At 50.3% G+C, this 19,674-nt stretch carries 17 protein-coding genes; 16 read left to right on the top strand and 1 reads right to left on the bottom strand.

All coding sequences use genetic code 11. From position 1 onward, the window contains the following. Positions 1-39: 39 nt before the first annotated feature. Complete coding sequence (locus tag E0E20_RS09485) at positions 40-411, bottom strand: hypothetical protein (RefSeq protein ID WP_130837969.1); 372 nt, start codon at positions 409-411, stop codon at positions 40-42. A gap of 141 nt (positions 412-552) precedes the next feature. On the opposite strand from E0E20_RS09485, the gene E0E20_RS09480 reads away from it, so the two are divergent. The 16 genes from E0E20_RS09480 to E0E20_RS09410 all read left to right on the top strand — a co-directional run bounded on the left by E0E20_RS09480 (position 553) and on the right by E0E20_RS09410 (position 19,646). Further along, positions 553-2,013, top strand: a complete 1,461-nt coding sequence (locus E0E20_RS09480) for an MFS transporter (protein WP_130837968.1) — start codon at positions 553-555, stop codon at positions 2,011-2,013. Next, a complete protein-coding gene (locus tag E0E20_RS09475) occupies positions 2,010-4,211 on the top strand; it encodes a glycoside hydrolase family 2 protein (protein WP_130837967.1) in 2,202 nt (733 codons plus the stop codon). Before E0E20_RS09480 ends, E0E20_RS09475 begins: the two co-directional genes overlap by 4 nt. A 16-nt stretch (positions 4,212-4,227) precedes the next feature. Then, positions 4,228-5,556: a glycoside hydrolase family 1 protein gene (locus tag E0E20_RS09470; protein WP_130837966.1), complete on the top strand. Its 1,329-nt coding sequence runs from the start codon at positions 4,228-4,230 to the stop codon at positions 5,554-5,556. A gap of 189 nt (positions 5,557-5,745) precedes the next feature. Continuing rightward, the gene (locus E0E20_RS09465; RefSeq protein WP_130837965.1) at positions 5,746-5,952 is read left to right on the top strand and encodes a hypothetical protein; all 207 of its coding nucleotides are present in this window, start codon (positions 5,746-5,748) and stop codon (positions 5,950-5,952) included. Then, positions 5,949-6,794, top strand: coding sequence for a sugar phosphate isomerase/epimerase family protein (locus E0E20_RS09460; protein WP_130837964.1), 846 nt, complete (start codon positions 5,949-5,951; stop codon positions 6,792-6,794). The genes E0E20_RS09465 and E0E20_RS09460 overlap by 4 nt, the downstream gene beginning before the upstream one ends. Before the next feature lie 13 nt (positions 6,795-6,807). Further along, on the top strand, positions 6,808-9,105 hold the full coding sequence (locus E0E20_RS09455) for a family 78 glycoside hydrolase catalytic domain (RefSeq protein WP_130837963.1): 2,298 nt from the start codon (positions 6,808-6,810) through the stop codon (positions 9,103-9,105). A gap of 126 nt (positions 9,106-9,231) precedes the next feature. After that, on the top strand, positions 9,232-10,335 hold the full coding sequence (gene ychF, locus E0E20_RS09450; protein ID WP_130837962.1) for a redox-regulated ATPase YchF: 1,104 nt from the start codon (positions 9,232-9,234) through the stop codon (positions 10,333-10,335). Between the two features lie 27 nt (positions 10,336-10,362). Next, positions 10,363-11,223 (top strand): prolipoprotein diacylglyceryl transferase, encoded by an 861-nt coding sequence (gene lgt, locus E0E20_RS09445; protein ID WP_130837961.1) that lies wholly within the window; start codon positions 10,363-10,365, stop codon positions 11,221-11,223. Positions 11,224-11,532: 309 nt separating this feature from the next. After that, positions 11,533-12,021: a division/cell wall cluster transcriptional repressor MraZ gene (gene mraZ, locus E0E20_RS09440; RefSeq protein WP_130837960.1), complete on the top strand. Its 489-nt coding sequence runs from the start codon at positions 11,533-11,535 to the stop codon at positions 12,019-12,021. 10 nt (positions 12,022-12,031) lie between these two features. Then, on the top strand, positions 12,032-12,982 hold the full coding sequence (gene rsmH / locus E0E20_RS09435) for a 16S rRNA (cytosine(1402)-N(4))-methyltransferase RsmH (protein ID WP_130837959.1): 951 nt from the start codon (positions 12,032-12,034) through the stop codon (positions 12,980-12,982). Between the two features lie 168 nt (positions 12,983-13,150). Next, a complete protein-coding gene (locus tag E0E20_RS09430) occupies positions 13,151-13,669 on the top strand; it encodes a hypothetical protein (RefSeq protein WP_130837958.1) in 519 nt (172 codons plus the stop codon). A 90-nt stretch (positions 13,670-13,759) separates the two neighbouring features. Beyond that, positions 13,760-16,171 carry a peptidoglycan D,D-transpeptidase FtsI family protein gene (locus tag E0E20_RS09425; RefSeq protein ID WP_130837957.1) on the top strand — a complete coding sequence of 804 codons (2,412 nt, stop codon included), beginning with the start codon at positions 13,760-13,762 and terminating at the stop codon, positions 16,169-16,171. A 25-nt stretch (positions 16,172-16,196) separates the two neighbouring features. Further along, entirely contained in the window at positions 16,197-17,177 is a 981-nt protein-coding gene (gene mraY / locus E0E20_RS09420) for a phospho-N-acetylmuramoyl-pentapeptide-transferase (RefSeq protein WP_130837956.1), read from the top strand. A gap of 103 nt (positions 17,178-17,280) precedes the next feature. Then, positions 17,281-17,556: a hypothetical protein gene (locus E0E20_RS14775; protein ID WP_442911481.1), complete on the top strand. Its 276-nt coding sequence runs from the start codon at positions 17,281-17,283 to the stop codon at positions 17,554-17,556. Then, positions 17,475-18,656, top strand: a complete 1,182-nt coding sequence (locus E0E20_RS09415; protein WP_442911480.1) for an FtsW/RodA/SpoVE family cell cycle protein — start codon at positions 17,475-17,477, stop codon at positions 18,654-18,656. The genes E0E20_RS14775 and E0E20_RS09415 overlap by 82 nt, the downstream gene beginning before the upstream one ends. A gap of 21 nt (positions 18,657-18,677) precedes the next feature. After that, the gene (locus E0E20_RS09410; RefSeq protein ID WP_165444051.1) at positions 18,678-19,646 is read left to right on the top strand and encodes a cell division protein FtsQ/DivIB; all 969 of its coding nucleotides are present in this window, start codon (positions 18,678-18,680) and stop codon (positions 19,644-19,646) included. Positions 19,647-19,674: the final 28 nt, after the last annotated feature.

Here is a 19,674-nt window from a genome sequence, read left to right as displayed (position 1 = left end):
AGAACATCTACCGTGTGGACAACGGAGACAAACAGGGAATCAAAGTTTCCGCAATCCAGAAGAAGACAAAGAACGTGCTGGACACGCTCGGAGTCGACCTATTACGTAAAATTTGAGGTTACAGTGTTGTGAAAAAGCTGCTTTCACATAGGGACCTATGGCATAAAATGTACCTTCAAACTGAAATAAGACAAGGCTGGTTTTTAAATAATCAGTGATTTCGTAGAAAGTGTTTTTTGCAGTATTTTCCTGTAAAAATGAAAGATAATCAGATGTATACATGGGTTGAAGAGTAGACTCGAAGCAACACTCTTTTTGAAAAGCAGCATGTGCTTTGAGGTCTTCTGATAAAAGCCATGTTCTTACATTTAAAATATTAGCTATAAATGGCAAAAAAAGTTCTGTATTCATGAATAACTCCGATCAGAATGATTTAAATCAAAATAATACTAATAATATCATAAATATTCTAATATAAAAATTCTGCTATTGCTATTCTATCCATATAACAATGAAAAATGGGTCCGGTTTTATTATTAAAGGGAGGTTCTTATGGGGAAAGAGAAAAAAATTAATCAAAGCGAAATTGACGGGGTGGAGTACAGACGCGCTAAGCTATGGCAAATTATATTTTGTGCCTTTAACGCGTTTGTGGGTATGTCGGTTTACACCTTGATTGGTATGTCTAGCTACACAGCCAGTATTGGTTTTGGTATTACTACCGCAGTTATTGGTGTCATTCTGACCTGTACCAGAATCTTAGACGGCATTACAGACCCGTTTTTAGCGCTTTTATACGACAAAATTGATACTAAGTTCGGTCGATTACGCGTGTTAATTATCAGTGGCTTTTTAATTGAAGCGGTTGCTCTTTGGGCTATGTTTGATGGTCTTGCATCCAAAGGGCTTGGAACAGTTGCCTTTGTGCTTTTATATATTGTTTATGTAATTGGATATACCATCACAAATATGACGGCCCAGACAATTCCTCCGCTTTTGACAAATGATCCAAAGCAGAGACCTACTGTGGGTGTCTGGTTTACAGCCTTTAATTATTTAGTACCGATGGTACTTTCCATCGTGTTTAATACGGTACTTCTTCCGATGTTTGGAGGAGAGTACAATCAAGCTTATCTGGCAACTGCCTGCAAGGTCTGTCTTGCATTTGGTGCTGTGGGAATCATATTTGTCTGCATTGGCATCTCGGAATATGACAAGCCGAAATATTACAAGGGCATTGCGGCAACAGAACCACTTAAAATTAAGGATATGCTTGAGGTACTTAAGTACAACAAGCCATTTCAGTCATATATTGCAGCACAATCATCTGATAAGATTGCCCAAATTACGGCTTCGCAGTCAATCATTGCAACGATGATGTACGGAATCATCATAGGAAACATGGGACTTGCTACAATTCTATCGGTCGTTTCAATGCTTCCATCGATTATCTTTGCGGTATTTGGGGCAAAATACGCAGGAAAGCATGGAGCCAAAAACGGTATAGTTTTTTGGACAAAGATTTGTATGGTTATTGCAGTTTTGATGTGCATTTTCTTTGTAGTTATTGATCCGGGAGAGATAGCTGTAATCGGAAGTATCACAATGATTCTTTATGTGCTTCTTTCACTGGCTTTTAACGGTGCTAAAATGTGCGTCACAACATGCGCAACATCGTTTATGGCGGATGTTATTGATTTTGAGCTTGATCGATCAGGCAAATTTATTCCTGCAGTAATTACAGGTACGTATTCACTTATTGATAAGCTTATTTCTTCGTTCGGTGTTCTTATGGCAACCGGTGCAGTGGCCCTGGTTGGTTATATTCATACCGTCCCTCAGCCAACGGATGCCCTTACGCCGGAAATCTTTGCCGTAACACTGGTTGTTTATTTTGGTCTTCCGATTATTGGATGGATGATTACACTTGTTGCCATGAAAGGCTGCAAGCTTGATAAGGCAGAGATGGTGGAGGTTCAGAAGAGAATAGCGGGAAAGAAAGAGCAGAGATGAACAGACGAAATATACTATTTAATGACAATTGGACCTTTGTTAAAGATGGTTGTGAGGAAGTGATATCACTTCCTCACACATGGAATGCAATTGATGGACAGAGTCAGGCTGATTATTACAGGGGAGAGTGTGTTTATGAAAAAAAGTTTGTGTGCCCTGAGATTACCCCAATTGAAAGAGTCTATATAGAGTTCAGAGGCGTTAATTCAAGCTCCGCAGTCTATGTTAACGATAAGAAAGTTACTGCCCATGACGGCGGATATTCAACTTTTAGAGCAGATATTACTGAGCTGTTAGAAGAAGAGAATACGATAAGGGTTCTTGTAGATAATTCGGTAAATGACAGAGTGTATCCTCAGCGTGCCGACTTTACGTTCTATGGTGGGATATACAGAGATGTATATCTTCTGGTAGTAAACGAAAACCATTTCGACCTGGATTACTTTGGGGGCAATGGATTCCTGATCACCCCTAATCTGGAGGGCGATAAAGCGACTGTTGATTTTGCGGCATATTACACCGGAACTGCTGATTCTATTTCCGTAGAAATCGAAGGGGCGGGAAAAGCAGAACTTGCTGTTTCTGAAAACAAGGCCACCGGCTCTATCGTAATCGAGAATGTCCATCGTTGGGATGGGTTAGAGGATCCTTATTTATACACAGCAAAGGCGCAGCTCATAGCAGGCGGTACTATTGCAGATGAGGTTACGGACAGGTTTGGATGTCGGGAGTATTATGTCGATCCTGAAAGGGGCTTCTTTTTAAATGGTCGCAGTTACCCGCTTCATGGCGTATCCCGTCATCAGGATAGACTTGGCGTCGGAAATGCACTGACGAAAGAAATGCACAAGGAGGATATGGACCTTATCCTCTCAATGGGCGCTAACTCAATTAGACTTGCTCACTATCAGCACGATCAGTATTTCTATGATCTGTGTGATGCGCTGGGGGTGATAGCCTGGGCAGAAATTCCATATATCACAGTCCATATGGATGGCGGCAGAGAGAATACGATTTCTCAGATGAAAGAATTGATTGCGCAGAATTATAATCATGCTTCTATTATCTTCTGGGCACTTTCCAATGAAATTACCCTTCAGGGAGTTACTGAGAACGTAATAGAAAATCATAAAATCCTAAATGATTTGGTACATAAGATGGATCCGAAGCGGCTCAGCGCTATGGCCAATCTGTTCCTGCTTGAGACAGACAGTCCTCTTGTAAGCTTACCGGATATCAGAGGCTACAACCTGTACTACGGGTGGTATGTAGGTGAGATGGAGGACAATGATGCATGGTTTGATGATTTCCACAGGCAGTATCCGAATGTAGCCATAGGACTTACTGAGTATGGTGCAGATTCTGTAATTAATCTTCAGTCGCCAAAACCTGAGAAAGGCGATTATACCGAAAGCTATCAGGCGATTTATCATGAGCACATGCTTGAGATGCTTTCCGTCAGACCTTATAGCTGGGGCAGCTACTGCTGGAACATGTTTGAGTTTGCAGCAGCAGGTCGTGACGAGGCAGGAGATCCGGGCAAGAACCACAAAGGGCTTATTACCTTTGATAGAAAGAAAAAGAAAGATGCTTACTACATCTATAAGGCATGGTGGGCAGATGAGCCGTTTGTGCATCTTTGCGGAAGCAGGTACCATGACCGGATTGAGGAAGAGACTGAGATAAAGGTCTACTCAAATCAGAAACAGGTTGCATTATTTGTGGATGGCAAGGAAGTAGGCAGCCAGACCGGAGAGCATGTTTTTAGGTGGAAAGTCAGAATATCCGGAGTCCATTTAATCGAAGCGATGTCAGGTGATTGCAGGGATAAGATGGAGATTGCCAAAGTTTCAGAGCCAAATCCCAGCTATTTTGTATCTGCAGACAAGGTGAAAAACTGGTTTGATGAGCTGGAGGTACAGACTGCCGAGGAGGGCTTCCTTTCCCTGGACAGCACCATGGCTGAGATACAGGCCACAGAGGCAGGAAAAGCCTTATTGGATAGCATGATGCAGAGGATGCAGGCAAATACAGCCGGAGGAATGGGTAAAAATGTCAAGATTCCAAAGGCGATGATGGCAATTGTTGCAAGGCAGTCAATGAAAAAACTTTTAGTCCAGGGGGGGATTGACTTGGAGGGTGAGCAGGCAAAACAGCTCGCGGCAGCCTTGGAACGTATTCCTAAGAATAATAAATAGAACATGGAGACAGGACATGAGCAGATTCCCGGAAAAATTCATACTTGGTGCGGCTACAGCGGCTCATCAGGTAGAAGGCAACAATATACACAGTGACTATTGGGCCATGGAGCATTTTAAGCATACCAATTTCAATGATCTTTCTCTTGATGCAGTAGATCATTATAACCGCTATGAGGAAGATATAAAGCTTCTTGCGGATGCGGGCCTGAATACTTACAGATTTTCCGTTGAGTGGGCGCGGATTGAGCCAGAGCAGGGGCGGTTTGATAGGACGGAAACAGATCATTACCGCAAGGTTTTACAGTGCTGTAGAGATAATGGTATTCAGCCAATTGTGACGATGATGCATTTTACTTCTCCGGTTTGGCTTATTAAAAACGGAGGTTGGGAGAACAAGGCTACGGTTGCTGCCTTTGCCACGTACTGTGAGTATGTGGCAAAGGAACTGGGCGACCTTATGCACTATGTTGTTACTATCAATGAGGCTAACATGGGACTGCAGGTGGCAGCTATTGCTGAGCGCTACAAGCGTCAGATGATGGCTAAAATGCAGGCGGACAAGGCCAATAAGAAAGCAGGGAAAAAGTCGGAGGGGAATCTGGAGGGTACAGCCCAGGTCGGAATGAACTTCAACAAAATGCTGAAGAATATGTTTTGGCAGGGATTTGAGAACAAGAGAGTTTTCGGTACAAGAAGCCCGCAGACCTTTGTAAGCTCAAGAACACCCGAGGGGGATATTCTTGTAATGAAGGCTCATCAGGCAGCAAGGCAGGCAATGAAGGCGGTGAAACCGGATCTGCAGATAGGCTTGTCTCTTTCTCTTCACGATATTCAGCCTGTTGAGGGTGGAGAGGAAGCGGCAGCAAAAGAGTGGGCGGATGAGTTTACCCACTACCTTCCGTATATAAAGAATGATGATTTTTTTGGCCTTCAGAACTATACACGTTCAATCATTGGTGCAGATGGCATTCAGCCGGTTCCAAAAGGAGCAGAAACCACACAGATGGATTATGAGTTTTATCCCAGGGCTTTGGCTGATGTTATTAAAAGGGTCAGTGCGGAATTTAACAGAGAAGGTGTTACAATGCCGATTATTGTAACTGAAAATGGCATTGCTACTGATGATGACAGCAGACGGGTAGTCTTCATTGATCAGGCCACAAAAGGCGTAGCGGATTGCATTACAGAGGGATTGCCGGTAATTGGTTACTGCTACTGGTCTCTTATGGATAATTTTGAATGGCAGAAAGGTTTTTCCATGAGATTTGGACTTATTTCAGTCGATCGAACAACGATGCAGCGAACCCCGAAGCCCAGCCTTTCTTTTTTAGGACAATTGTAAGATTTATTATTCAGGGCACGGTAATGAGAATTACTGTGCCCTGTTAAATTCATAATACGAGAGGTCATGAATGAAATATTACTGCAATCCAATGAATGTTCATTATAGATATCCAGAGTATTTGGAATTGAGATGGGCATGAAATGCGCTCAAGTAGATTACACAGTATCAAGAACCACAGGGCTTGATATGGAAATTACAATTGAACCGGTCAAGGATGCTGTTGGTTATAATGTTTTGTGGGGGCACAGCAGAGAAAAGCTTTACCACAGCTATATGACATTTGATAAGGATTTAAGAGTCGGTGCTCTGGTAGATGGACAATCCTACGACGTAAGAGTGGACTCCTTCAATGAAAGCGGCATTACAACAGGAAAGGTTACCTTTGTAGAATGATGAAAAAAGCAGTTCAACAGATTATGCTGGGTACGGTGTGTACCAGTGAGACGCAGACCTTAGACACATTAAAAAGTATAAAAAAAGCAGGCTATGATGCGTTGGAGCTCAATGGCTTTATGATTAAGCCGACATCATTGATGGTGCGTACACTTACTAAGCTTGCAGGTATGCCCACAGGAAAAGGAGGAAGCTATAACTGGTGTGGCTTGCTAAAGGATGCTGGCTTATCCGTTACCTCTATTCATGAGGATTTGGGAAGCATAGAGCGGGATGTCAAGGCGGTTGTCTCAGAAGCACGGCAGTATGGTACAGAAAAAGTTGTAATAACCGGCATGTATCGTTTTGATTACAGGAATGCTGCCGAGGTCGACAGGCTCTGCAGCAGACTGAGCAAGGCAGGAATGGAGCTGAAGGAAGAAGGAATAGAACTCCTTTACCACAACCACAACATTGAGTGGCTGGATTGTGGCGGAACGACTGCTTATGAGAGAATAATTTCCGGAACCAATCCAAGCTATCTTAACTTTGAGTTTGATTCCTACTGGCCCACTGAAGCAGGTGTGGATGCGCTGTCAGAGATGAAAAAACTCGGTGACAGGATGAAACTATATCACATTAATGATAGAGGAACCAAGGTGATAAAGACGCCTGTGACACCGATTCTGAAGTCAGATTCGATGGAGCTTGGAACAGGGAATATGCCTCTTTTAGCCATGATTGAGCAGGCTAAGCGGGTCAATGCAGATGCAATTATTTTAGAAACCCATAAAAATTGGATAGACAAGAGTCCGGTCAGGTCATTGACGGTAAGCGGAGAATATCTTTCCAAGTATTTATAGGAGCGGAAGAAGAATGAGAGTTGAAAAACTTTTAATAGATCATTTAAAGAATCCAATGGGAATTGATCATAACAGGCCCTTTGTACGTTGGGAGCCGGATGAAAAGCAGAGTGCATACTGTCTTGAGGCTTTTTCCGATGGTAAAAAAGTCTTTTCCACTGGGAAAGTATACTCGACAGTTCCTCATACGGTACTCGATTATGAGGCGGACTCCCGTGAAATCGTAGATGTAGAACTCATAATCTGGGATAGAAATGATACTGCCAGTAATGTGGCGAAGGCTCATTATGAGATGGGTCTGCTTTGCGCAGAGGATTTTGTGGCAAAGTGGATAAATCCGGAACTGGAATGTGATCCGCTTAAGCACAAGCCGGCCAGTTATGTAAAGCAGAATTTTAACGTGGCAGAACTGGGGAAGGCACGTTTATATATTACCTGTCACGGGTTGTATGTTGCATATATAAATGGTAAGCGAGCAGGAAATTTTGTTCTTGCACCTGGCAGCTACAATTACGACAGGCGCATCGCATATCAGACCTATGATGTCAGTGATCTGCTTGTGTCCGGAAATAACGAGATTCGTGTTGTTCTTGGAGATGGCTGGTACAGAAGCGTATCGGGTGTTGATGGAGATAGAAATCTATATGGAACGGATGCGGCCTTATACTGTCAATTGGAAATTGATGGAAAAGCTGTCCTTGTATCAGACGAAAACTGGCAGGCAAGTCAGCAGGGACCTGTCAGAGAGAATGATATGCAGCAGGGAGAGGTTGCAGACCTCAGGCTGGTTGATATATCTGACTACCATAAAGTTGAAGCGGTAGATTTTCCGATCAATAATTTGTGCTGTTCAAATGCAGTACCTGTAACAGAGCACGAACGTTTTGGGGGCAAGCTTATAACAACGCCAAATGGGCAGATTGTTATTGACTTTGGTCAGAATCTGGCAGGATATATTGAGGTTGAGGTTCAAGCGGCATCGGGGCAGGTTATTACGCTTACAACCGGTGAGACACTGGATGAAAACGACAATTTTACCCAGGAGAATTTTCAGGACAGAAAACGTCATAAAGAGGGTGGCCCTAAGCAGATGCTTACAATTATCTGTGCAGATGGGTTAAACAAATACAAGCCTTTTTTTACAATATGGGGTTTCAGATATGCGCTGGTAGAGACGGATATAGATCTTTCAAGTGCCAGATTCACCTCCATTGCAGTTTATTCCGATATGGAGGAGCTGCTTGATTTTAAGTGTGATAACGAGGACATGAATCAGCTGGTAAAAAATGCCATGTGGAGCATGAAGTCAAATTTCTGTGATGTGCCGACTGACTGTCCTACCAGAGAGCGTGCTGCATGGACCGGTGATATCGGCGTATTTATTGAGGCTGGTCTTACCATGATGGATTGTTATACGGTGGTTAGAAAGTGGCTTGCTGAGTGCCGTCTGGCGCAATATGCTGATGGCAGGATAGCAAACATCGCTCCCAGAAACAATAATCCCGGTTTTTTTTCCGGGTTGTTAGCCGGCTCCGTGGGCTGGGGAGACGCGTGTATCATAGTTCCTTATGTTATGTATAAAAAATATGGGGATCTTCGTATCCTTGAGGAAAACTATGATATGATGACTTCCTGGTATGGATACCTTATTAAGCGTGCAAAGGACAAGCCTCTTAATCCAGTTAAAAGATTTAAGTCCTTTCCGGACAGAGATTACTGCATAGAGACAGGAATAGATTATGGAGAGTGGTGTGAACCGGGTGTCGTCAGTACCAATGCCATGCGTACGCCACAGAGTAAGGTGGCCACGGCTTATTTTGCCCGTTCGGGTAAAATGCTGTCTGAGATTGCCGGGATTCTTGGGAAAGCTGAGGATGCAAAAAAATACGCTGAGATTTCAGAAAAGGCAAAAGCTGCCTTTAAGCATATAGCCACGGATAATGGAAGGATTCATTCTGACCGTCAGGCAGAGTATGTCAGAGCGATTACTTTTGACTTGTTGTCTGAAAATGAGAAAAAGCAGGCAGCGGCAGACTTGAATGATTTAGTTATAAAGTGCGACTATCATCTTAATACAGGATTTTTGTCTACACCGGATTTGTGTCCTGCACTTAGTGATTATGGTTATCGAGATACTGCTATGAAGGTGTTGTTAAATGACACTATGCCAAGCTGGCTGTATTCCGTGCGTCAGGGTGCCACTACCATTTGGGAATCATGGAATGGTATTGATGAGAAGGGCGTACCTCACGATTCTTTGAATCATTATTCCAAGGGCGCTATTGTTAAATGGATTGTTGAAGAATTTTGAACCAGATGAAAATTTTCCTGATTTTATGATATGATGGAACGAATTGCAAATATAAGCCTAAAAAATAGGGGACAAAAATTCTTTGATGCCTTCAAAACCAGTAGAATCAAGGAGGAATTATAAAAAATGAAGCTCGGAATCGTCGGCCTCCCGAATGTCGGAAAGAGCACCCTGTTCAATTCCATCACCAGGGCGGGCGCGGAAGCGGCCAATTACCCGTTCTGCACCATTGAACCGAATGTGGGTGTCGTCGCCGTGCCGGACGAGCGGATCGAGCGGCTGGGCGCGATGTATCATTCCAAAAAGATCACGCCGGCCGTCATTGAATTTGTTGATATTGCGGGGCTGGTGAAAGGCGCGTCGAAGGGAGAGGGGCTGGGAAACCAGTTCCTTGCCAATATCCGTGAGTGCGACGCGATTGTGCATGTGGTCCGATGCTTTGAGGATCCGAACGTCATTCATGTGGACGGCACGGTGGACCCGATCCGGGATATCGAGACCATCAGCCTTGAATTGATTTTTGCTGATCTTGACGTGGTGGAGCGTCGGATTGCCAAGGTGGCGCGGACGGCCCGCATGGACAAGACGGCGGGGAAGGAATACGATCTTCTTCTGCGCCTGAAAGAGCTTCTCGAGGCCGGAAAGCCTGCGTCCGCGCTGGTGCTGGACGATGCGGAGGAGGACGAAAAAAAGTGGCTGGCCGGCTATGCGCTGCTCACCGGGAAACCCGTCATCTATGCCGCCAATGTCTCGGAGGATGAGCTTGCGGACGAGGCGGCAGGAAATGCCGGCGTGCAGCGAGTGCGCGAGTACGCGGCGCAGACCGGAAGTCAGGTGTTTGTCATCTGTGCCCGGATTGAGGAGGAAATCGCGGAGCTCGAGGAGGCGGAGAGAGAGGAATATCTCGAAGAACTCGGCATCCGGGAATCGGGGCTGAACAAACTGATCCGCGCCAGCTACACGACGCTGGGGCTCATGAGCTTTCTCACGGCAGGCGAGGATGAGACGCGGGCGTGGACGATCCGCATCGGCACCAAGGCGCCGCAGGCGGCCGGGAAGATTCATTCCGATATGGAGCGGGGCTTCATCAAGGCGGAAACGGTGAATTATGAGGTGCTGCTGCGCGAGGGGTCGCTTACAGCGGCGAGAGAAAAGGGACTGGTCCGCATGGAGGGCAAGGAGTATGTCGTCCGAGACGGCGATGTCATGCTGATTCATTTCAATGTATAACAAAGCGCTTCGGCATGGAGGATTGCTATGCCTGATATCATGAATACGATGGATATCGCGTTCCCCCATCTGGGGATCTATCTGCGTGATGTCCCCAAAACAATTATGCTGGGAAACTTTCCGATTGCGTGGTACGGCGTGATTCTTGCGGTCAGCATGCTGCTCGGGATTTTCTTTGCGACTTACATTGCCCGGAAGACAGGGCAGGACCCGGATATCTACTGGGATCTTTCCATCTGGCTTCTGCTTTTTTCGATCATCGGCGCACGTCTCTATTATGTCTGCTTTTTCTGGGATGCATATAAGAATGACCCGATTCAGATTCTGAATCTTCGAGGCGGCGGCCTTGCCATTTACGGGGCGGTGATCGGAGGGCTTCTGACCGTGATCGTCTATGCGCGGCTTCGGAAGAAGCGGGTGACGGAGCTGCTTGACACGGTGGTTTTCGGTCTGGTTCTGGGGCAGATCACCGGACGCTGGGCGAATTTTATGAACCGGGAAGTGTTCGGCGGCTACACGGATTCTCTGCTTGCCATGCGCATCCCGATCGAGATGGTACGGGAACGGGATATCAGCGCGTCCCTCGCCTCTCACATTGTAGAGGGGACGAATTATATTCAGGTGCATCCGACCTTTCTGTATGAGAGTCTCTGGAATATCGGGCTTCTGCTTCTGATGCTGCTGGTTCTTAAAAGAAGGCGCTTCCGTGGACAGATTACGCTGCTGTATCTGGGTGGTTACGGTCTCGGCAGAGGCTGGATCGAATACATCCGGACGGATCAGCTCTATTTTGCGGGGACGCGGATCCCGGTGAATATGGTACTCGGGTTTTCACTCTTTGTCGTCTGCGGGATATGGTACCAGCTTGCAGGGCGCAGGATGAAGTGAAGTTCGGATAAAAACATATTGTGGGATGAAATGACAGTCGATCGACTCGAAAGGGTCTTTCGGCTGTTTTTTGTCGGGAAAATACGCGGCTCTCCCTGCATGCCGTCTCCACTGGCCCCCATTTGCCCGGGAAAGAAATTTTGCCGGAAAGCTGCGGCCGGACAGGAACGCCGCGGCAGAAAGAAAAACCGAAGTACAGCAATGAATTTATGCTTTTTGATTGAAAATGGGATAAAATGGGGGTAAAATAATAACAAATGGTGAGTTGTGGGAGATTATGGCTCGGGAAACGGTCCGTGGAGAGCTTGTATGTTCGTAGGGCAGAGCAGTCATTCCTTAGACGATAAGGGACGGCTGATTATTCCGGCAAAGTTCAGAGAGGCGCTGGGCAGGAGCTTTTATCTTGTGATCGGCTATGATCCGTGTCTGTATGCGTATGACGAGGCGGAATTCGAGAAATTCGCGGAGGGCATAGCGGATATCGACGAGGGCCCGGCTGCGAACCGCGACGATCGCAGGTATCTGCTCGCTTCGGCAGCAGACTGCGAGCTGGATAAGTCCGGGCGCGTCCTGATACCGGACTGGCTGCGCGACGCCGCCGGGATCCGCCCCGGTCATGACTGCATCATCGCAGGGGTCGGGCGCAAGCTGGAGATCTGGGATAAGGACGTCTGGAACGAAAAATTCGGAAAGGAACGGATACTCCGGATACGGGAAAAACTGTACGACCGCAAGACCGGGAGCTTTGCCCCGGCAGCGGGCGCAGGCACGGCAGACAGAAACGGGACGCCGGACTGAGAGGACGGCTATGGAATTCAAGCACGAATCGGTTCTTATTAATGAAGTGATTGAGAATCTCTGCATAAAGCCGAATGGAATCTATGTGGACGGAACGCTGGGAGGAGGCGGTCATTCCTTTCAGATCGCCGCAAGGCTGACGGACGGCGGGAGGCTGATCGGTATTGATCAGGATGAGGATGCCATTGCAGCGGCAGGACGCCACCTTGCGGTATACCGCGACCGGGTTCTGCTGGTGAGGAGCAATTACGAGGCCGTGGCCGAGGTGCTGGCGGAGCAGGGTATCGATCAGGTGAGCGGAATTCTTCTGGATCTCGGCGTCAGCTCCTATCAGCTCGATAATCCGGAGCGGGGATTTTCCTATAATCAGGATGCGCCGCTTGACATGAGGATGGATCAGCGCGGTGCGGTGAGCGCGCGGGATATTCTGAACGAGTGGCCGGAAGCGGAGCTGGTTCGGGTCCTTCGGGATTACGGAGAGGAGCGGTACGCAGTCAATATCGCCCGCAGCATCGTGAGAGAGAGGGAGAGAAAGCCGCTGGAGCGCACGGGCGAGCTGGCGGAGATCATACGCAGGGCAATTCCCGCGAGAATGCAGGAAAAAGGAGGGAATCCCTGCAAACGCAGCTTTCAGGCAATTCGTATCGCCTGCAATCGGGAGCTCGAGGTTCTGCAGGATTCGCTGGATACGATGATCGGTCTTCTGGAGCCGGGAGGACGCCTTGCCGTTATTACGTTTCATTCTCTGGAGGATCGGATCGTAAAGAATGCGTTCCGAAGAAATGAAAATCCCTGTACCTGCCCGCCGGAATTTCCGGTCTGTGTATGCGGAAAGAAGTCAAGGGGCGCGGTGATTACGAAAAAGGCCATTGTCCCGAGCCGCGGGGAGCTGGAGCATAACCGGCGTGCGGCGAGCGCAAAGCTTCGCATTTTTGAAAAAGGAACCGGAAGCGGGGAGTGAGAACAGGATCCCCGCCAGGGAGGAAGCATTGTAAAAACACGCTGATGCGATGATTTTTCACACGGCGATTTGTGCCGAAGCCCAAATCGCCCCCATCGCAGCCGCAAACCGCCTGCGCGGATTTCGCGGCGCGTGCCTCGCACAAAGTGCTTCGGTATGGTGATTATAATGAGCAACAGCTATGGGCGCGTATCGGCGCCGCGGCGGGGGAATACGGCGGCAGCCGCAGGGAACCGCCATCCGGGGGCGTATCGTTATAATTATATGTATGAGTCGGCTGCACGTGAGCTCTCTTACGAGGAAGAGGGCAGGAGGAATACGCAGCCGCGGAGGAAAAGCCGGTCTGTAAGAAGCGTGGAGCAGCCGGTGTCCGTCTCACATGTGCCGGCACTGCTCCTCACGGGCATGGTGGCTTTTCTCACGGTGTCGGTCATCTACTATGTGCAGCTCATGGCGGCAGTGGCGACGACAAACAGCAATATTTCGAGCATGCAGAGTCGGCTCAAGACGCTGAAAACGGCGAACGATCAGCACTATGAGGAGATCAACAGCAGCATCAGCCTTGAGGAAATCAAGGAAATCGCGATCAATGAGCTGGGGATGAAGTACGCGGGCGCGGAGCAGATCGTCAAATACAGCAGTAATCCGAACGACTATGTGCATCAGGTGGCCGAAGTGGGCCGCTGACAGGTTCTTGTCTTATTGTGTGGAAAAGTGGTAATATGAGCCGGATTGCAGTCCGGCTTTTTTTAATCGGAACAACCAAGAGGCGCGGGTTTGAGCGAAAAGAGAGGCAGAGACAGAAAATATAAGAATGAGGAGCCGCTGAGCTGGAAGCCGTATCAAAGGTTCAGCGCACGGATGCGGCGAAAGCTTTTTGTTCTCTTTTCGCTTGTCGTCATGCTCTTTCTGGCTCTGATAGCGAATATTGTCCGCATCAACAGGGACGACGGGGACCGCTATACGAGACAGGTGCTGCTCCAGCAGGCCTATGACAGTACGACGCTGCCGTTCCGGCGGGGAGCAATCACCGATGCGCGGGGAACGGTTCTTGCCAGCAGCACTCTGGTTTATAATGTGATTGTGGATGCGCGGGCCATGGCGGAGGACGAGAGCTATCTGGAACCGTCGCTGACGGCGCTGAATACCGCCTTTGGTCTCGACACGGCTCCGATCCGGGAGTATGTCCGGTCGCATCCGGACTCGCAGTATTACATTGCGGCCAAAGAGGTCTCCCATGAGGCCAAGAAGCAGTTCGATCAGCTTGTCGCGGACGGCCGCGCGGAGGACGGCACGTCTAAGATACAGGGCGTGTGGTTCGAGGAGGCCTATATCCGGAGCTATCCGAACAATGCGCTGGCCAGCGACGTCATCGGCTTTGCCGGCAGCGACAACAGCGGGCATTATGGTCTGGAGGAGTATTACAACACCACGCTGAACGGGACGCCGGGGCGCTCCTACGGTTACATCGACGAAACTTCGGACGTCGAGAGGACAACGATTCCGGCGGCGGACGGGGATAATCTGGTGCTGACGCTGGACGCCAATATCCAGAGCATTGTCGAGAAATATTTGCAGAAATTCAACGACGAGCACAAGAATTCCGTCCATGAGGGGAACGGTGCGGAGAACGTCGGCTGCATTGTCATGAACGTGAACAGCGGAGGCGTGCTTGCCATGGCGAGCTACCCCGGCTTCAATCTGAATGATCCTTATGCGACAGAGCTTCTTACCGGCATGACAAAGCTGGACTTTGACAATTCGGACCAGCCTCTGCACGGGGAATATCTCACCGCGGAGGAGGTCGAGGCGCTGACCGACGAGGAAAAGGGAAAGTATCTCAGCGCGCTCTGGAAAAATTACTGCATTTCCGATTATTATGAGCCGGGTTCCGTGGCAAAGCCGTTTACGACGGCCGCTGGGCTTGAGAGCGGCGCATTCCCCCCGACGCAGACGTATCTGTGTGAGGGCGGGCTCGTCGTTGCGGACGGAGAGAAGCCGATCAAATGTCACAACACATTCGGCGACGGCGTTCTTACGGTGGGCGAGGCGATCGAGCGATCCTGCAACGTGGCGCTGATGCAGGAGGCCTTTGCCATGGGCAAGGAGGTTTTCTGCCGCTTCCAGAATATTTTTGGCTTCGGTCTCAAGACCAATATTGATCTGGCGAACGAGGCCCGCACGGACACGATGATCTATCAGGCGGACAAGATGGGGATCACCGACCTTGCGACCAATGCTTTCGGACAGAACTTTGACGTGACCATGATTCAGGTGATCACGGGGTTCTGCTCTCTCATCAACGGGGGAAATTATTATCAGCCGCACATCGTCTCGAAGATCACAAGCGCCAGCGGGGCGACGGTGAAAAACATCGAGCCGAGAGTGATCAAAAAGACGGTGTCGGAGGAGACGAGCGAATGGATTCGTTCCTATTGCCGGCAGGTGGTCGAGGGAGAGAACGGAACCGGAAAGACGGCCCGGCCGGCCGGCTACATGATCGGCGGAAAAACGGGCACGGCGGAGACGCTTCCCCGCGACAACATGCAGTATGTGGTTTCTTTTATGGGCTATGCGCCGGCGGATGATCCCCAAATCGCGATCTATGTGGTGGTGGATCGGGCGAACGCTTCTCCGTCGGACGATGCGAAGTATGCGACCGGCATTGTCCGTGGCTGTCTGACGGAAATACTTCCGTATCTTAATATTCCGATGACGGAGCCCCTCAGCGACGAGGAAAAGGCGGAGCTTGAGGAGCTTGAAAAGTCGGGAACAATCGCGCTCGGCGCGTCGGCCATGCAGGAGCTCAATGCGGCGGCTGCGGCAAAGGCAGCCGAAGAGGCGGATGTGGAGGGGGGCGACCCCGAAGCTGTTTTGGGGGACGAGGCGCAGCCCGGAGAAGAAAATGCGGATCCGGAAGCGGCCGCAGGGGCGGCCGCGGCGGCAGAGAGCAAGGAACCGGTCTGGCGTTCGTTCCCTCTGGACGAGGCCTCGGGATATCTTGTCAATCCGGATACGGGGCATTATGTTGATCCCACGACGGGCCATGAGTTTTCCACAGGCCCCGCGGCGGCAGAAAATCCGGAAACCGCACAGAATACAACGGTGACGGAGACACCGGCCGCCGTGGAGAACCCGCAGCCGGCGGCGCCCGAGGGGGAGACTCCGAAGGCCGCGCCGCAGCAATGAATCAGATGAACAGGATGGGAAAAGGATGAGCGACGGAATAAAGCTTGCTCCGGTTCTGCTGCCGATGTTTGCAGCCTTTGCGATCAGCGGCATTTCCGGAAAATACGTTATCCGCATGCTCCTGCATATGAATGCAAGGCAGGAGGAGAGGACAGAAGGACTGGAGAGTCACCGGAAGAAAGCGGGCACGCCGAACATGGGCGGAATCATGTTTCTTGGCGGCTTCCTCATCACCTGTGCGGTCTGCGCAGCGCGTGCGCCGCAGGTGATTCCTGTGGCGATTCTGACGGTCGGCTTCGGCCTTGTCGGCTTTGCGGATGATTTCATCAAGGTGAGAAAGCGGAGAAATCTGGGACTCAGAGCATGGCAGAAAATTGTTCTGCAGCTTCTCGTTGCGCTCTGCTATACTCTTTATATCCTGAATGTTCATGGGATACCGCTTTCGATGAAAGTTCCGTTTGTTCCCGGAATGACGTTGAATTTCGGCATTTTCAATATTCCGGTGCTGCTGTTTATTGCACTGGGGACGGTGAACGCCACCAATCTGACGGATGGCGTGGACGGCCTTGCTTCAAGCGTTACGGTGCTGGTGGCGCTGTTCTTTACGGCGGCGGCGGTGCTGTCCGGCTCCGGAGCGGCTCCGGCGGGGGCGGCGATGGCCGGAGCGCTGCTGGGGTTTCTCCTGTACAACTGCCATCCGGCGCAGGTTTTCATGGGTGATACCGGGTCGCTGGCGCTGGGAGGCTTTGTGGTCGGCATGGCCTATATGCTCCGCATGCCGCTGTTCATCCCGATTGTCGGCTTTATTTATGTGGCGGAGGCGGTATCCGTGATTCTTCAGGTGGGATATTTCCGTCTCACCCACGGAAAGAGAGTATTCCGCATGGCGCCGATCCATCATCATTTTGAAAAGGGCGGTTGGTCCGAGACCAAGGTGGTAACGGTATTTTCCGTCATTACACTGCTGCTTTGTGCGGCAGGAATGCTGGGCTGCTGGCAGGGGTGAGACAGGGCCCTGCGCGGCGGGCGGATGCGATCCTGATTCTGCGTTACAGGAAAGAATTTTGCATTGCAGGAAAGAGAGCAGCCTTTGAACGGTTCCGGGAAAAATCGAAAATATAACGGACAGGGAAGAGCGCCCCGCCCGCGGGAGCGTTCCGGGGGCACGCAGACCTCTCTGCGGCCGGTGTCCCCTCTCCGGCAGGAGAGAGGCCGCTCGGCACCGGCTCCGCTTCCGACGCGTCAGGAGCGCACGACTCCTATGCGGACACTTCCGCAGCAGCGCGCCGCATCGGTACGAGCCCTGCCGCAGCAGCGGGGGGGACAGCGTGTTCCGGCAGCAAAAAGAGAAACGGGAACGCACCTCTATATTGACTATACGCTGATTTTCGTAATTCTCTTTCTGCTTGCCTTTGGCCTTGTGGTTCTCTACTCGGCGAGCTATTACGAGGCTTCGATGGACAGCGCGACGGGCTATGATCCCGCTTTTTATCTTAAAAAGCAGGCGACGTGGATGGCGGCGGGCACGGCTGCCATGCTTCTGGTCGCTGTCATTCCCTATGAAAAATACCGCAGGCTGTGGTTTCCGGCTTATCTGATTTCGTTGGGGCTGGTGGTCGCCTGTCTGTTTTTTGACCCGGTGAACGGAGCACGGCGCTGGGTGAAGATCGCGGGCTTTTCTCTGCAGCCGGCGGAGATTGTGAAGATTGTCACCATTCTTATGATGGCGGATATGATCGCCCGCTTCGGCACGGCGGTTCGTTCTGCCCGCGTATGGCTTTTTATGCTGTCGTTTCCGACGGTGGCGTCTCTCCTGATTTTCGGCATCACCCGCAACCTCAGCTCGGCACTGATTGTCGCGGCGATTGCGATGGGGATGTTCTTTGTGGCGCGGCAGGATTATCTGAAATTCATATTGTTCGGCGCAGGCGGCGTGCTGGCGGCGACTGGGGGCGTGTATGCCGTGATCCGGATGGGGATGCAGGAGGGGGCAAATTTCCGCTTCCGGAGAATTGTGGCGTGGCTTGATCCTGAAAAATACGCGAAATCAGTGGGCTATCAGACGGTGCAGGCGCTGTACGCAATCGGTTCGGGAGGACTTTTCGGCAAGGGACTCGGAAAATCCATGCAGAAGCTGGGCTATATTCCCGAGGTTCAGAATGATATGATCTTTTCCATCGTGTGTGAGGAACTGGGAATTTTCGGCGCGGCGGCCATTATTCTCATGTTTGTTCTTCTGTGCTGGCGTCTGATGGCTGCGGCAGCCAATGCAAAGGATGCCTACGGTGCGTTTCTGGCGGTGGGCGTATTCTGTCACATTGCCGTGCAGGTGCTGCTCAATATCGCTGTCGTGACCAATACGATCCCCAATACCGGTGTGACGCTTCCGTTTATCAGCTACGGCGGGTCGGCGCTGATCTTCACCATGGCGGAAATGGGAATGGTGCTCAACGTTGCGTCCCGCGTGCGCACAGCGGATCGCTGAGGACACAGTGCTTTTGAGATGATGATATTTCGCAGAAAAAAAACAGAGCCTGACGATGCAGAGCCCCTCTATTATGATGCGGACGACGATATGGAGGAAGCGGAGGCTCCGGCAGAACGCTTTGATTCGGGCGCAGAGAGCATACGCGAACGGGCACAGAGGCTGCGCCGCAGGGAAATGGCGGAGCGGGAGGAATCCGCACGCAGGCAGCGGGAATGGCGCAGAGCCTCTATGAGGAAGCGCCGGGCTGCGTTTGTGGAAAGCCACCGGGGACTTCTGATCCGGGCGGCGGCAGCCGTCTCTGTCGTTCTGCTCCTCGCGGGAATCGTATATTATCTTGCTGCGGCGCACCGTGTCACGGATGTGGAGGTGAGCGGGAATACCATGCGCACGGACGAGGAGATCGCCGATATCGTCTGCGCCGGTCCGCTGGGGCACAACTCGCTTTATCTTGCGTTTCGCTATCGGGAAAGAAGTGTAGAGGATGTGCCGTTTGTCGAGAAGATGACGGTGGAAATCGTCTCGCCGCACCGGATCCGTGTCACAGTCTATGAAAAGGCGCTGGCAGGCTACGTCAGCTATCTGGGCAGCTACATGTATTTCACGAGGGATGGCACCGTGGTCGAATCCTCGTCGGAGGAGGTCGAGGGGATTCCGGAGGTCACGGGGCTTAGCTTTGATCATATCCTCCTGCAGGAGAAGCTGCCGGTGGACGATGCGTCGGTGTTTGACCGTATCCTCCGTATCACGCAGCTTCTGAACAAGTATAATCTGGCTGTGGACCGCATCTATTTTGATTCGCTGAACTCACTCACGCTGTTTTACGGGGAGGTCCGCGTGAATATGGGGCAGGACAGCTATATGGATGAGAAGATATCCAATCTGGCACAGATACTCCCCAAGCTCGAGGGACAGTCCGGAACGATTGATCTGACCGGATTTACACCGTCAAATCACGCGGGAATCTCGTTTATGGAAAAAATGAATTGATTATTTACTGTGCAAATTGTATTATGAA

Origin of the sequence: Lachnoclostridium sp. Marseille-P6806, assembly GCF_900625025.1 — a bacterium.
Classification (GTDB): domain Bacteria; phylum Bacillota; class Clostridia; order Lachnospirales; family Lachnospiraceae; genus CAG-791.
This window is presented reverse-complemented; position numbering and strand designations above follow the sequence as displayed.

Excerpts from the sequence above, each read along its gene's own strand:
- E0E20_RS09485 (WP_130837969.1), bottom strand. The coding sequence starts at position 411 with ATGAATACAGAACTTTTTTTGCCATTTATAGCTAATATTTTAAATGTA.
- E0E20_RS09480 (WP_130837968.1), top strand. The coding sequence starts at position 553 with ATGGGGAAAGAGAAAAAAATTAATCAAAGCGAAATTGACGGGGTGGAG.
- E0E20_RS09475 (WP_130837967.1), top strand. The coding sequence starts at position 2,010 with ATGAACAGACGAAATATACTATTTAATGACAATTGGACCTTTGTTAAA.
- E0E20_RS09470 (WP_130837966.1), top strand. The coding sequence starts at position 4,228 with ATGAGCAGATTCCCGGAAAAATTCATACTTGGTGCGGCTACAGCGGCT.
- E0E20_RS09465 (WP_130837965.1), top strand. The coding sequence starts at position 5,746 with ATGGAAATTACAATTGAACCGGTCAAGGATGCTGTTGGTTATAATGTT.
- E0E20_RS09460 (WP_130837964.1), top strand. The coding sequence starts at position 5,949 with ATGATGAAAAAAGCAGTTCAACAGATTATGCTGGGTACGGTGTGTACC.
- E0E20_RS09455 (WP_130837963.1), top strand. The coding sequence starts at position 6,808 with ATGAGAGTTGAAAAACTTTTAATAGATCATTTAAAGAATCCAATGGGA.
- ychF (WP_130837962.1), top strand. The coding sequence starts at position 9,232 with ATGAAGCTCGGAATCGTCGGCCTCCCGAATGTCGGAAAGAGCACCCTG.
- lgt (WP_130837961.1), top strand. The coding sequence starts at position 10,363 with ATGCCTGATATCATGAATACGATGGATATCGCGTTCCCCCATCTGGGG.
- mraZ (WP_130837960.1), top strand. The coding sequence starts at position 11,533 with ATGTTCGTAGGGCAGAGCAGTCATTCCTTAGACGATAAGGGACGGCTG.
- rsmH (WP_130837959.1), top strand. The coding sequence starts at position 12,032 with ATGGAATTCAAGCACGAATCGGTTCTTATTAATGAAGTGATTGAGAAT.
- E0E20_RS09430 (WP_130837958.1), top strand. The coding sequence starts at position 13,151 with ATGAGCAACAGCTATGGGCGCGTATCGGCGCCGCGGCGGGGGAATACG.
- mraY (WP_130837956.1), top strand. The coding sequence starts at position 16,197 with ATGAGCGACGGAATAAAGCTTGCTCCGGTTCTGCTGCCGATGTTTGCA.
- E0E20_RS09410 (WP_165444051.1), top strand. The coding sequence starts at position 18,678 with ATGATATTTCGCAGAAAAAAAACAGAGCCTGACGATGCAGAGCCCCTC.